The 13,520-nt window shown below is 72.8% G+C and carries 12 protein-coding genes and 1 riboswitch; of the genes, 6 read left to right on the top strand and 6 right to left on the bottom strand.

The window, feature by feature from the left end; genetic code table 11:
* The first annotated feature begins 50 nt into the window (after positions 1-50).
* Positions 51-1,385, top strand: a complete 1,335-nt coding sequence (locus CRP30_RS18685; protein ID WP_097185516.1) for an FAD-binding oxidoreductase — start codon at positions 51-53, stop codon at positions 1,383-1,385.
* A 205-nt stretch (positions 1,386-1,590) separates the two neighbouring features.
* On the opposite strand, the gene qcrB is transcribed toward CRP30_RS18685, so the two are convergent.
* The 4 genes from qcrB to ctaE are packed head-to-tail and all read right to left on the bottom strand — an operon-like array spanning position 1,591 to position 5,864.
* Complete coding sequence (gene qcrB, locus CRP30_RS18680; protein ID WP_097185515.1) at positions 1,591-3,273, bottom strand: cytochrome bc1 complex cytochrome b subunit; 1,683 nt, start codon at positions 3,271-3,273, stop codon at positions 1,591-1,593.
* On the bottom strand, positions 3,273-4,385 hold the full coding sequence (qcrA, locus tag CRP30_RS18675; protein WP_097185514.1) for a cytochrome bc1 complex Rieske iron-sulfur subunit: 1,113 nt from the start codon (positions 4,383-4,385) through the stop codon (positions 3,273-3,275). The genes qcrB and qcrA overlap by 1 nt, the downstream gene beginning before the upstream one ends.
* Positions 4,382-5,233, bottom strand: a complete 852-nt coding sequence (gene qcrC / locus CRP30_RS23310) for a cytochrome bc1 complex diheme cytochrome c subunit (RefSeq protein ID WP_304528907.1) — start codon at positions 5,231-5,233, stop codon at positions 4,382-4,384. Before qcrC ends, qcrA begins: the two co-directional genes overlap by 4 nt.
* 7 nt (positions 5,234-5,240) lie before the next feature.
* Positions 5,241-5,864: an aa3-type cytochrome oxidase subunit III gene (gene ctaE / locus CRP30_RS18665; RefSeq protein WP_200814853.1), complete on the bottom strand. Its 624-nt coding sequence runs from the start codon at positions 5,862-5,864 to the stop codon at positions 5,241-5,243.
* Between the two features lie 124 nt (positions 5,865-5,988).
* Between ctaE and CRP30_RS18660 the strand changes: the two genes are divergently transcribed.
* Together CRP30_RS18660 and trpD are read left to right on the top strand one after the other, a co-directional pair.
* A complete protein-coding gene (locus CRP30_RS18660; protein WP_097185513.1) occupies positions 5,989-6,429 on the top strand; it encodes a response regulator in 441 nt (146 codons plus the stop codon).
* A 7-nt stretch (positions 6,430-6,436) separates the two neighbouring features.
* Positions 6,437-7,495 (top strand): anthranilate phosphoribosyltransferase, encoded by a 1,059-nt coding sequence (gene trpD, locus CRP30_RS18655; protein WP_235003539.1) that lies wholly within the window; start codon positions 6,437-6,439, stop codon positions 7,493-7,495.
* Between the two features lie 11 nt (positions 7,496-7,506).
* On the opposite strand, the gene CRP30_RS18650 is transcribed toward trpD, so the two are convergent.
* Complete coding sequence (locus CRP30_RS18650; protein ID WP_097185511.1) at positions 7,507-7,794, bottom strand: Lrp/AsnC family transcriptional regulator; 288 nt, start codon at positions 7,792-7,794, stop codon at positions 7,507-7,509.
* A complete protein-coding gene (locus CRP30_RS18645; protein WP_097185510.1) occupies positions 7,791-9,623 on the bottom strand; it encodes a DEDD exonuclease domain-containing protein in 1,833 nt (610 codons plus the stop codon). Before CRP30_RS18645 ends, CRP30_RS18650 begins: the two co-directional genes overlap by 4 nt.
* A 193-nt stretch (positions 9,624-9,816) precedes the next feature.
* On the opposite strand from CRP30_RS18645, the gene CRP30_RS22565 reads away from it, so the two are divergent.
* From CRP30_RS22565 to CRP30_RS18630, 3 genes are all read left to right on the top strand, one after another.
* Positions 9,817-11,556: a D-alanyl-D-alanine carboxypeptidase family protein gene (locus CRP30_RS22565; protein ID WP_099459166.1), complete on the top strand. Its 1,740-nt coding sequence runs from the start codon at positions 9,817-9,819 to the stop codon at positions 11,554-11,556.
* Between the two features lie 79 nt (positions 11,557-11,635).
* Positions 11,636-11,959, top strand: a complete 324-nt coding sequence (locus CRP30_RS18635; RefSeq protein WP_097185509.1) for a hypothetical protein — start codon at positions 11,636-11,638, stop codon at positions 11,957-11,959.
* A gap of 187 nt (positions 11,960-12,146) precedes the next feature.
* Positions 12,147-12,327: riboswitch (cyclic di-AMP (ydaO/yuaA leader) on the top strand.
* Between the two features lie 124 nt (positions 12,328-12,451).
* Positions 12,452-13,423, top strand: a complete 972-nt coding sequence (locus CRP30_RS18630; RefSeq protein WP_235003538.1) for a C40 family peptidase — start codon at positions 12,452-12,454, stop codon at positions 13,421-13,423.
* Positions 13,424-13,520 lie beyond the last annotated feature (97 nt).

Below are 13,520 nucleotides of genomic sequence, written 5' to 3'. Positions count from 1 at the left end.
GGGGCGGCCGGTCCACCGGTCAGGACGACGCCAGCCCGAGGAGGCAACCGATGGTCCACTCGTCGCGCGCGCAGATGGCCGCCGGCCCGACCGTCGAGCTCCTGCGGCCGGAGGATCCGGGCTACGACCGCGCGCGTCGGGTGTGGAACGCCATGGTGGACCACCGGCCCGCCCTGATCGCCCGCTGCCGCGAGGTCTCCGACGTCGTCACCGCGATCGGCCTGGCCCGGCGGGAGGGTCTGGAGATCGGGGTCCGGTGCGGCGGGCACAGCGTGGTCGGGCTGGCGGTGCCCCACGGGGGACTGATGATCGACCTGACCCCCATGGGCGGCGTCCGCATCGACCCGGAGCAGCGCAGGGCACGGGTCCAGGGCGGCGCTCTCCTCGGCGCACTCGACCTCGCCGCCCAGGAGCACGGGCTGGCCACGACGGCCGGCAACGTCTCGCACACCGGGGTCGGCGGCCTCACCCTCGGCGGGGGCATGGGCTGGCTGGCCCGCCAGTACGGCCTCACCTGCGACAACCTGGTGTCCTGCCAGCTGGTGACGGCCGATGGCGACGTCGTCCGCGCGTCCGCCGAGGAGAACGCCGAACTGTTCTGGGGCCTGCGTGGCGGCGGTGGCAACTTCGGGATCGTGACGGAGTTCGAGTTCCGGCTGCACCCCGTCGCGGGCCGGGCGGTGAGCGTCGAGCTCGACTTCCCCGTGGCTGGCGCCGGGCCGGCGATGGCTCGCTGGCGGGACCTGAGTGCGGAGGCGCCCCGTCAGGCGACGTACGCCGCGACGGTCCTCGGCGGCGTCGCGACCCTGGGGTTCGTCTGGGTCGGCGATCCGGACGAGGGTCGCACGTACGCAGAGGTGGTCACCTCCCTCGGCCCGCCCGTCGCCCGACGCGTGGAGGTGCTGTCCTATCTCGACCTCCAGCGACGGGAGGACACGCTTCAGGAGCACCTGGTGCGGCGGTACTGGAAGGGCCACTACGTCCGAGAGCTGCCCGATGCGGGGATCGACGCACTGCTCTCGCACGATCCCGCCGTCGCGGCGAGCCTGCAGGCCTATGGCGGCGCGATCGCGGAGGTGCCGGAGGACGCGTCCGCCTTCAGTCAGCGCCGGACGGCCCTCGAGTACGTCGGTGCCGCACGATGGACCGATCCGGCCGAGGACGGGGACCGGATCGCCGCCGCCCGGGCGAGCGCCGCGCGGCTGGAGCCGTTCGCCAGCGGCGCGTACGTCAACGCGCTCGGCGACGACGGCGCGGCGGGTGTGCGACGGGCCTACCCACCGGCCACGCTCGCCCGGCTCACCGCCCTCAAGAGCGCTGTCGACCCGGACAACGTCTTCCACCTCAACCAGAACATCCCGCCGGGCCGCCCAGGCGCCACGTGAGCGCCTCGTCCCCGCCGTCCCCGTTCGGCGGATCCGGAGCGGTCCACCGGGCGGGCACCGGCGCGGCCGGCGACCCGTCGGCCGGCTCGCGGTCGACGACGGCGCGCACCCGCCCGCCCGAGCCTTGCCCGCGCCGGCACCGCCGGGTCCACCACGCAGAAGGGCCCCGGTGGAATCCACCGGGGCCCTTCTGGATGATGCCTGCTCAGTCGCGCGGCTCCTGCGGGCGGCCACCCTCGGAGGGGCGACCACCGTCGGACGGGCGACCGGACGACGTGAGCTCGCGGTCGCTCTCGCCGACAGCGAGACCGCGGCCCTCGCCCCGCTGCTCGAGCTCCACCTGCGTGGGCTCCTCGACCGGCGAGAAGAATCCTCGGATGGCCCGGCGGGCGCCGCCGACGTGGTTCATCCGCTTCGGCACGGGAGCGCCGCCGTAGGCGAGCTGGCCGTGGCCGTGCTCGTCCACCGGACCCAGGGGCTGGTGGACCTCGATGAACTCGCCGCTGGGCAGCCGACGGATGACACCGGTCTCGATGCCGTGCTCGAGCACCTCACGGTCGTGCTGCTGCAGACCGAGGCAGATGCGGTAGGTGATCGCGTAGGCGATCGGCGGGAGGATGATCACGCCGATCCGGCCGATCCACGTCATCGCGTTCAGGCTGATGTTGAACTTGTCGGCGATGACGTCGTTGCCGCCGGCGACCATGAGCCAGAGGTAGAAGGTCAGGCCCATGGCGCCGAGCGCCGTCCGCACCGGGACGTCGCGCGGGCGCTGCAGGAGGTGGTGCGACGCGGTGTCACCGGTCATCTTGCGTTCGAGCATGGGGTAGAGCGCCAGGACGGTGAACATCAGGCCGGCGACCACGACCGTGGGCCAGAAGAGCGCCGGGATGTTGTAGTCGCCGGGCAGCTCCATGTCCCACGGCGGGAAGATGCGCGTCGAGCCGTCCAGGAACCCGATGTACCAGTCGGGCTGGGACGCCGCCGACACCTGCGCCGGGTTGTACGGGCCCCACAGCCAGATCGGGTTGATCTGGACCAGACCACCGAGGGCGGCGCAGACACCGAAGACCACGAAGATCAGGCCGGTCGCCTTGGCCGCGAAGGTCGGGAACAGCCGGTTGCCGACGACGTTGTGCTCGGTCCGTCCAGCACCGGGGAACTGGGTGTGCTTCTGCTTGACCAGGATCAGCAGGTGCAGCGCGATGAGCGCCAGGAGGATGGCCGGGATGATCAGTACGTGCACGATGTAGAAGCGGCCGATGATCTGCTCGCCCACGAAGTCGCCGTTGAACACGGCGAAGTGCGCCCAGGTCCCGATGACCGGCACTGACAGCAGGATCGCGCTGATGATGCGGAGGCCGGTGCCCGACAGCAGGTCGTCGGGGAGGGTGTAGCCCGTGACGCCCATGAGCAGGGCGAGCACCAGCATGACCACACCGAGCAGCCAGTTCGTCTCGCGCGGCCGGCGGAACGCGCCGGTGAAGAAGATGCGCAGCAGGTGGACCACGATCGAGGCGACGAACAGCAGCGCCGCCCAGTGGTGCAGCTGCCGCATGAAGAGGCCACCGCGGACGTCGAAGGACAGCGCCAGCGCCGAGTCGTAGGCGGCGGACATCTCCACGCCCCGGAGAGGCGCGTAGGAGCCCTCGTAGACGACCTCACGCATGGACGCGTCGAAGAAGAAGGTCAGGTACGTACCCGAGAGCAGCAGGATGAGGAACGAGTAGAGCGCGATCTCACCCAGGAGGAACGACCAGTGGTCGGGGTAGACCTTGTTCATCGTCCGCCGCACCCACGGAGCGATGATCATCCGGTCGTCGACCTCGAGGGCGGCCTTGCCCAGCTTGGTCGTGGGCGCACCCGGTGCGGTGGCGGTACGAGCCATCAGATGCGCTCCCGGTTCCAGTACGTGGGGCCTACGGCCTCAATGTAGTCGCTGCGCGCGATGAAGAAGCCTTCGTCGTCGACGCCGAGGGGCAGCTGCGGGAGTGCCCGCGCAGCCGGGCCGAAGACCGGCTTGGCGCCTTGCGTGACGTCGAACTGCGACTGGTGGCAGGGGCAGAGGATCCGGCTGGTCTCCTGCTCGTACAGCGACACGGGGCAGCCCGCGTGGGTGCAGATCTTGGAGTAGGCCACGTACTCGCCGTAGGCGAAGTCGCCGTGGCCCTCGCGCGGCTGGAGCGTCGCCAGCTGCGCCGGGCGCAGCCGGATGAGCATGGTGGCCGCGTCGGCCTGCCGGTTCCCGCCGGGCACGGCCGGGAAGACCGTCTCCAGGGAGCCGGGCTCCTGGTCGCCGGGCCGGATCGGGGTGCCGTCGTTGCGGACGAGCCGGACGCCGTCGGCCCACGCGGTGGTGCCGAGAGGGTCGCCCTTGTTGGGGTTCTTGAGCAGGCCGCCCAGCGGCATGATCAGCATGAGACCGACGCCACCGCCCATGAGGGCGAGCGAGCGCGTGATCAGCTTGCGCCGGCCCAGCCCGCTGTTGTGGTACCCGCCGACCAGGGTGGCACCGGCAGTGACGCGGTCGAAGTGCGAGCCGTCGTGCTTGTCCTGGACGGCCGTCTCGTGCGGCAGGAGCTTCTTGGTGAAGAGCACCAGTCCCACGCCGACCAGGGTCAGCGACAGCCCCATGAAGAGCCCCAGGAGGGGGGTGAAGAGTGCGCTCCAGCCGCCCTCGGTGATGCTCCACTGCCAGTCGGGCAGGAACCACCCCGAGCCGACGTAGACGACGATGAAGAGGAAGGCGAAGAGCCCCGCGAGGCTCCAGATCAGGCCCACCTGGCGGATGGCCCGCTTCTCCATCACCGAGCCGGGCTCCGGACCCGGGTCGACGTGCAGGATCTCGACCCCGTCGTACCGGGCACCGAGCCGGTCGAGCTCGATGCGGCTCATGGCCGCCAGCTGCTCGGGGGTGTAGTCGTCGTCCGGACCGCCGTACAGCGGTCCGGGGGTGTCCTCGCCACCGGTGGAACCGGGGCGGGCCTCGCGGGTGCTCACGCCTTGCTCCCCATCCAGAAGATCCCGAACAGCAGGGCGCCCATGCCGACGACCCAGATGACCAGACCCTCGCCCACCGGGCCGATGCGGCCGATGCCGGCGCCACCGGGGTCGGCCTGCGAGTTGACGGTCTGGATGTAGTTGATGATCGAGCGCTTCTCCTCGGGCGTCAGCTGGTTGTCCCCGAAGACCGGCATGTTCTCCGGCCCGGTGAGCAGCGCCGTGTAGATCTCGAGGTCGGTGGAGTCGTCCAGACTCGGCGCGTGCTTGCCCGAGCTCAGGGCGCCACCCTCACCCACGAAGTTGTGGCAGGAGGCGCAGTTGAGTCGGAACAGCTCACCGCCCTCGGCCAGGTCGCCGTCACGCAGGTCGCCCGACGGGAGCGTCGGCCCACCGCCGTTGGCCTGGACGTAGGCCATGAGCTGGTCGATCTCCTCCTCGGAGAAGACGTTCGGCTTGTCCGGCGCCTGAGCCTCCTGGCGGACCAGCGGCATGCGGCCGGTGTGCACCTGGAAGTAGACGGCGGCCTCGCCGACCCCGATGAGCGACGGTCCGCGGTTCGGCACGCCCTCGAGGTTCTCGCCGTGGCAGGTGATGCAGCTGCGCTCGTAGAGCTCGCGACCGGCTGCCTCGGCGGCCGACTCGGTGGTCTCGTCGGCGGCCTGTGCCGGGGTGAAGACCGAGTACAGGGCACCCGTCAGCACCAGGGCGGTCATGAGTCCGGCGACGTTGGCCAGGCGGCGGCGGTGCTTGGAGCGGCGCCGGGCGCGGGCCCGGCCGGCGGGGTTGCCCTCGCCGGGACCGCTCTCAGCGGGAAGGGCCTCGGACTGCGGGTTCGTGGTGGACACCGGTTCCCTAGCGGATCAGGTAGATCGTGGCGAAGAGCCCGACCCACACGACGTCGACGAAGTGCCAGTAGTAGGAGACCACGATCGCGGCGGTCGCCTGTGCAGGCGTGAACCGGCCCATGGTGGACCGGATGAGGAGATAGACGAAGGCGACGAGACCGCCGATGACGTGCAGTGCGTGGAACCCGGTCGTGATGTAGAAGACCGATCCGTACGTCGAGGACGCGATCGTCGTCCCGTGCTCGGTCACCAGGACCCGGTACTCGTTCGCCTGGGCGAGCACGAAGACCAGGCCCATCACGAACGTGATGGTGAACCAGCGCCGGAGGCCGTAGACGTTGCCGTTCTCCGCCGCGAAGACGCCGAACTGGCAGGTCACCGAGGAGAGCACCAGGATGACGGTGAAGACCGTGGCGTACGGCAGGTTCAGCTCGGTCGGCTCCGGCGGCCACCCGTCGGTGGCCCGGGCTCGCGCGGTGAAGTACATGGCGAACAGTCCGGCGAAGAACATCAGCTCGCTGGAGAGCCAGATGATCGTGCCGACGCTGACCATGTTCGGTCGGGTCAGGGAGTGCACCCGCGATGTGTCGAAGGTGCTGCTCGCGACGGGGGCCGTTGTCACAAGCGCCATCATGGCATCGGCAGGGGGCCGTCACGACCGCGGGTGCGATGGGCGTGGCGGCAATGTGATCAGCTCTTGACCGTTACCGCGGCCTGCCCGGGAAATGTCCAGGTCTGGCACTAGGCTCGGGGCTGTGAGCGCTGCCTCCGACTCCTCCCGTGCCCCGTCGCTTCCGGCCGCCGTGGTGGTCTACAGCCACCGGGCCGAGATCCGGGACGCCGTCCGCACCGCCGTCGGGCGCCGGCCCGCTGCCGACGTGGGACCGATCACGTGGCTCGAGTGCGAGACCGGCGAGGAGGTCGTGGCGACGGTGGACGCCGGTGGCGTCGACCTCTGCATCCTCGACGGCGAGGCCCAGCCCACCGGCGGACTGGCCGTGGCCCGGCAGCTCGACCAGGAGGTCGCCGACCGCCCGGCGGTCTGCGTGCTGATCGCCCGGCAGCCCGACCGCTGGCTGGCGCACTGGTCGCGCGCAGAGGGAACCCTCCCGCTCCCGATCGACCCGCTCACCGCCCCGGGCGTGGTGGCGGACCTGCTGCGCGCCCATGCGCAGCGCCCCGTCGTCCGCCGGTGAGCCGCCGGTGAGCGCCCCGAAGGCGGGCGGGCCGACCTGGCCGGCGCTGTTCACCCGGTTGCTGGCCCGACAGGACCTGTCGGCGGCGGACACGTCCTGGGCGATGCGCGAGATCATGACCGGTGAGGCGACGCCGGTGCAGGTGGCGGCCTTCGCCGTGGCCCTCCGGGCGAAGGGGGAGTCGGCCCAGGAGGTGGCCGGGCTCGCCGCGGAGATGCTCGCGCAGGCCACCCCGGTGCAGCTGTCCTCCGAGTGCGTCGACATCGTCGGCACGGGCGGCGACGGCGCCCACACGGTGAACATCTCGACGATGGCGGCGGTCGTCACCGCCGCGGCGGGAGCGCCGGTCGCCAAGCACGGCGGCCGCGCGGCGTCGTCCTCGTCCGGCGCCGCCGACGTGCTCGAGGAGCTCGGGGTCGTCATCGACCTGCCGGCACAGGGGGTCGCCCGCTGCGTCGCCGAGGCGGGCATCGGCTTCTTCTTCGCGCCGGTCTTCCACCCGGGCATGCGTCACGCCGGCCCGGCCCGCAGGGAGATGGGCATCGGCACGGTGTTCAACTTCCTCGGCCCGCTGACCAACCCCGCCCGTCCCGTGGCCGCCGCGATCGGATGTGCCGATCGACGGATGGCGCCGGTGATGGCCGACGTGCTCGCCGCCCGCGGCGGTCGTGCGCTGGTGTTCCGCGGCGACGACGGGCTCGACGAGCTGACCACCGCCACCACGTCGTCGGTCTGGGTGGTGCGGGACGGCGAGGTGGAGCCCGACCGCCTCGACCCCGCGGCGCTCGGCATCGCGCCCTCGGGGCCGGACGCGCTCCGCGGCGGACCTCCGGCGTTCAACGCCGACGTCTTCCGGCGGGTCCTCGAGGGCGAGCCGGGGGCGGTTCGCGACGCGGTGGTGCTGAACGCCGGTGCCGCGCTCGCGGCCTTCGACCCGAGGTCCGCCCGGCTGCACGACGCCGTCGCGGCCGGGATGGAGCGGGCGGCGGCCGCGATCGACGACGGTCGCGCGACGGCACAACTCGAGCGCTGGGTGACCGTCAGCCGGACAGCCGCGGGCGGTTGACGGCCCCGTCCTCAGTTGCCGGACTCGAAGCCGATCGAGAAGGCGGCGTCGAGGTCGTGCCGCGAGTAGGCGCGGAACGCGATGTGCGTCTCGGTCTCCAGCACGCCGGGCACCTTGTTGATCCGTCCGGCGATGACCTCCGCGATCTGCTCGAACTCGCGCACGCGCACGATGGCGATCAGGTCGACCTCGCCGGCGGTGGAGTAGACCTCGCTCACCCCGTCGAGGTCCGCGATGGCCGCCGCCACCTCGGGGATCGCGTCGGTGGCTGCATCGATCATCACGATGGCGGTGATCACGCCGAGGAGCCTAGCCGGGAGGGCACCGGGACGCCCGCGCCAGCAGACACCCGCTCCGGCCGCGCCCGGGTGCCCAGGGAACGGTCGTCGGAGAAGGGGTTCCGGTCGGTCCGACCGGCCTCCACCCTGCTCAGGAAGCCGCTGAAGGAGCCCGTCCCCGGGGCGGCGCACGCCAGGGTCCCGGTGAGCTCGACGAGGCGGGTCCCCGGCTTCTCCATCCAGCGCAGGATCAGCTCCGTCTCGTCGACGGTGGCGGCGAGCTCGTCGTCGGGGCCGACCGGGGTCTCCGCGGTGGACATGAGCCCGGGCAGCGTGCCGCGCACGGAGGTGCCCCGCGGGGCGCCGCCCGCTGCCACCAGCCGCCCACGACGCACGACGGAGAGGTGCCAGCCGCCGGAGCCGTCGGACCGGGCGAGCACCAGCTCCGGGACGGCGGCCAGGGACTCCAGCCGCTGACGGCGGCGCACGGCACGCACGAGGACGGCGACCCGGTCACGCAGGACCGCGGCATCCTCGTAGCGCTCCGCGGCCCCCAGCCGGTCGACGCGACCCAGCAGCGGGGCGACGAGCTCGCGCGGGTCGTGGTCGACCGCGGCGCGGAAGACGGAGGCGATCGAGGCGTAGTCCGCCACCGACTGAGCGCCGATGCAGGGGCCGCCGCACCGGCCCATGTCGAACAGCGCGCAGGCCGCCGTCGGCACCCGGGGCGAGAGGCGGGTCGTGCACTGCCGCAACGGCAGGGCCTCGTGCACGGCGGCCACGGCTGCGTCGGCAGCCCGCCGGTCGGGGAAGGGTCCGAGGAAGACCCCCGCTCCGGGGCGCACCCGACGGACGACGGAGAGCCGGGGGAACGGCTCCTCGGTGAGCCGGATCCACAGCGCACGCTCGGGGAAGCGCGAGCGCCGGTTGTACCGGGGCTTGTGCTCGGCGATCAGCCGGAGCTCCCGGACGGCGGCCTCGAGGTCGTGCGCGCAGGGGATGGCGTCGACGCGCTGGGACAGGGCCACCATCTCGGTGATCCGGCTGCGCTGCTCGCCGGAGGTGAAGTAGCTGCGCACGCGGCTGCGCAGGTCGTTCGACGTCCCGACGTACAGCGGCTCGTCACGCGGCCCGCGGAAGAGGTAGACGCCCGGACCGTGCGGCACGCCGTCGGCCAGGTGCCGCTTGCGCCGCCGCTCCGGGTCCACCTGGCGGGTGAGCCCGGTGAGCTCCTCCAGCGAGGTGATGCCGAGCGGGCCGAGGCGTTCGAACAGGCCGTGGAGGACGTCGACGGTCGCCCGGGCGTCGTCCAGCGCCCGGTGGGTGGGGGAGGTGCTGGCCGAGAAGTAGGGGGCGAGGGTGGCGAGCTTGCAGTTGGGCACCTCGTCGCGGGTCAGCAGCCGGCGGGCGAGGACCGCGGTGTCGACCGACGCCGCGGCCGGCCAGGCGATGCCGTTCTCCGCGCACGCCGCCTTCAGGAACCCGATGTCGAAGGGCGCGTTGTGCGCGACCAGCACCGCGCCGCGGGCGAACTCGAGGAACCCGGGAAGGACGGCTCCGATCCTCGGGGCGGCCGCCACCATCATCGAGGTGATCCCGGTCAGGACGCTGATGTACGGCGGGATGGCGCAGCCGGGGTCGACGAGGGTCTGGAACTCGCCCAGGATGACGCCACCGCGAACCTTCACGGCGCCGATCTCGGTGATCGCGCTGTCCTTGGGAGACCCGCCGGTCGTCTCCAGGTCCACGACGACGAACGTGACGTCGGCCAGCGGGGTGCCCACTTCCTCGATGGTCACCTGCTCGTACCGCTGGGTCGTGGGGCGCGGAACTGCGGGGGAGGACGGCACGACCGGGACGGTAGGTCGGCCTAATGACACTCTTGTGATTGCCGCGCCGCGCAGGACCGCTCCGCGAGCCGCGAGCGTCGCCCTCGCCGTCGCCCGGGCGGGGGGAACGGTGCTGCTCACCTGGCGTTCCCGCCCCGGACGGGACACCATCTGCTCCGGTGGGCGAAGGCGCCCCGAACGCAGAGGTGGTCCGATGCTCCCGCGCTCTCCGTGGCGCACCCGAGGCCCGGCGACGCGTGCGCTCGCCGCATCCGCCGCGCTGGCGATCGTCCTGCTCGGCTCGGGACCCGCCGCGGCGGCGCCCAGTGACCAGCCCGGCGGCACCACTGCAGTGCTGGACAGTCGGGCGCTGGACCAGTTGCAGCAGCGGGCCGCCGAGGTGCAGACGGGGTTGCAGGAGCAGCAGGCGGAGGTCGCCGCGGCTCGCGAGGAGCTGGCGCGCATCGAGCAGGCGGTCGCCGAGGCCGAGGCGGTCGTCGCCGACGCGGAGGGAGAGCTCGCCGTCCACCAGGAGGCGGTCGCGGAGTACGCGTCGGCGGTGTACCGGGACGGCGGGGCGCTCAGCCCGCTGACGCTCCTGCTGTCCGGCGGTGATCCCGGCGACGTCGTGGCGGCCATGGGCTTCCTGGACGTCGTGGACTCCCATGCCGCCCGCGTGATCGGCGCCGCGGAGGAGCTCCGGCAGGCGGCGCTGGACGAGCAGCAGCGGGCGACGGCGGCGCTGACCCAGGCGAGGGCGCGGGCCGACGAGGTGGCGGCCACGGTGGCCGAGCTCGAGGCAGCCGCCTCCGCGGTCACCGACGAACTGGGCGAGGCCCTGGGCGCCGTCGACCGCCAGCTGGCCCAGCTGCAGCAGGAGCAGCTGGACGTCAACGAACGGACGGCGGCGAACTGGCGGGCCTACGTCGCGGAGCTGGCGGCGGCCGGCGTCACGCCCCCGCCGGCGTCCGCGCTGCAGAACCCGCCCGCGGGCTTGCCGGCGGGACTGGTGCCGGTGGGGTCGGCCGGTGGCGGGGCTCAGGCCGGGGTTGCGCAGCTGCCGCGTCAGCCCTCGTCCCTGCTCGTCCTCCCCGCCGAGACCCTCAGCGCCGTCAGCGCCGCGATGGAGGCCCTGGGCCGGCCCTACGCGCCGGGGACCGCGGGCCCGGACTCGTGGGACTGCGGCTCGCTGGTCCAGTCGGTGTACGGGGCGGCCGGGATCCCTCTGCCCGGGACGCAGGCCGACCTCTCCGCCGTCACGGCGCCCGTCGCGCCGGCCGACGTGCTGCCCGGTGACCTCGTCTTCCTCGGTACGCCCGAGTCGGGCCTGGGGCACGTCGGGATCGCCCTCGACCCGAAGACGATGCTGGCCGCCGACGCGCGGGCCGGTGCGGTGGTGGTGCGGACTCTGCCGGCGGACCAGGTGATGGGGATCGGCCGGCCGAGCCTCGGTCAGCGAGCACCGGTCCCGGCGCCGGGTCCGGCCGGCGGCGCGCTGCGGGTCGAGTGCGGGAACACCGTCTACCCGCCCAGCTTCGACGGCGCGCGCTCGTGGGGCGGCTATCCCAACGGGCTCATCCCGCCCAGCGCGATGTGCCCGATCGGCGCGGGCGCGCACTCCCTGCGTTGCGATGCAGCGGCGGCCTACCGGGCGATGTCGGCAGCGTTCGCGGGGGCCTTCGGGACGCCCCTCTGCATCACCGACTCCTACCGCACCTACGAGAGCCAGGTGCGGCTCTACGGCCAGAAGCCCGCGCTCGCCGCCGTCCCCGGCACCAGCAACCACGGCTGGGGGCTGGCGGTGGACCTCTGCGGCGGTGTCGAGAGGTTCGGCACCCCGCAGTACGCCTGGATGAAGGCCAACGCGGGACGGTTCGGCTACCTCCATCCCGACTGGGCCGAACCGGGCAACGGTCGCGAGGAGCCCTGGCACTGGGAGTACGCCGGCACCTGAGGCCGTGGCCGGGGCGACGCCGGAGCGGAATTGTCGGTGGCTGTTCCTACCGTGCGGATGACTCACGGAGGAGAAAGCCATGCTGATCGACTGCGACACCTGCACCGCACGCCCGACGGGCTGCGCCGACTGCGTCGTCACCGTCCTGCTGGGGGCACCGCCGGGCTGGCAGAGCGCCGACCCGGTGGTCGTGCCGCTGACCGACCGCGCCCGGGCCACCATCGCCGGGAGCGATGGGCTGTCGGCCGAGGACGTCGTCGTCCCGCCGACCGGCGTGGTGGTGGAGTTCGACGACGTCGAGCGCCGTGCCGTCCGCGCCCTGGCGGACGTGGGTCTCGTCCCGCCGCTGCGGCACCGGGACGGCTCCGGGGGCGCGTCCGAGGGGGGACGTCGGACGGGCTGAGCAGGCTGCGGACGGAGCGGTCCGCCTCACGTCACACCCGCGAACCGTGGCGCGATGACCAGGGCGAACGTTCCGATCGCGACTCTCGTCACAGGTGTCCCAGGGCCCTCCGTTTGTCACGGCAGCACCACGGTCGTAGGGTCAGCCGGTCCGACCGAGTGGTCGTCACCCGCAGAGGGGTGACCTCGGACGGGCACCGCCTAATCGCCCGACGGCGCCGCACAGGTGTCGGACGGCGAGCCGGGGACCCACCGCAGTCCTGGGGTGAGTTCTCCTGCCGGGCCGGTTCGCCGGTGCGCAGGAGATAGGGCCGATCTTCCCCGCCCGAACCCGTCAGCTAACTCGGTAGGCGGTCGTAGAGGAAGAAACGGAGAGCCGCCGCTCGTGGCGACCCCACACGCCGTACTGCCGCACGCCCTCGAACAGTCCGCCGGTCCTCGTCCGTCCGCTCCCGGGCACGTCGGCTGGCTCCGCTCCGGTCTGCTCCTCGGAGTGACCGCGGCCCTCACCTTCACCGTCCTCCCGGGCACCGCCGCTGCCGATCCGGGCGACATCGCCGACGCAGCGCAGGCGGCGCAGCTCGTCGCCGAGGCCGAGCACGAGCTCGAGGTGGTCACCGAGCAGCTCAACGAGGCGAAGGTCCAGCTCGAGCAGCAGCACGCCGCCGTCGCGAGTGCCGAGCAGGCCGCAGCCGACGCGCAGGCGGAGCTCGACTCGCTCGACGGCCAGGTCCGGCAGCTGGCCCGCTCCGCCTACACCGGCGAGAACTTCTCGCGGTTGAACGTCCTGCTCACCAGCGACTCGGCCGAGGACCTCGTCGACCAGCTGGGCACCCTCGACGCCATCGCCGGCCACACGAGCGAGCAGCTCCTCGAGGTCGCCGAGGCATCGGACGCCGCGGAGAGCGCCCAGGAGGCAGCCGACGCGGCCGAGGCCGAGGCACAGCGGGCCGTCGACGAGATCGCCGCTCAGCAGGACGAGCTCGAGGGCAGGATCGCCGACTACCAGCGGCAGTACGACGCCCTGTCCGCGCCCCAGCAGGCGCAGGTCGCCCGGGCCCACGGTGGCGAGCCGGTCGCCGCGGTCCCGAGTGGTGTCATCGCTCCCAGTGCGGCCGCGCAGGTGGCGGTCGACACGGCGCTCGCCCAGGTCGGCGACGCCTACGTCTGGGGGGCGGGCGGCCCGGACGCGTTCGACTGCTCGGGGCTGACCCAGTACGCCTACTCCGCGGCCGGCGTGAGCCTGCCGCACTCGAGCCGCAGCCAGTCGCAGATGGGCGCTCCGGTGGCCGTCAGCGACCTGCAGCCGGGCGACCTGCTCTTCTACTACAGCCCCACCAGCCACGTGGCCATGTACATCGGCAACGGGCAGATGGTGCACGCGTCGACGTCGAGCAAGCCGGTCATGGTGGCCAGCTTCGGCTCGATGAGCGGCTTCACGCACGCCCGCCGCATCGCCGGCTGAGCGAGGACCAGCACCACAGCGACCAGGGCCGGTGACCCCACACGGGGTCACCGGCCTTGCTCGTCGGCCCCGCTGCAGGGTCCCGCTGCGAGCCTGC

The organism is Blastococcus haudaquaticus (assembly GCF_900230285.1).
In the GTDB taxonomy this organism is placed as follows: Bacteria; Actinomycetota; Actinomycetes; order Mycobacteriales; family Geodermatophilaceae; genus Blastococcus_B; species Blastococcus_B haudaquaticus.
The sequence above is the reverse complement of the archived record's forward strand: the minus strand, read 5'-3'. Positions and strand labels throughout refer to the sequence as shown.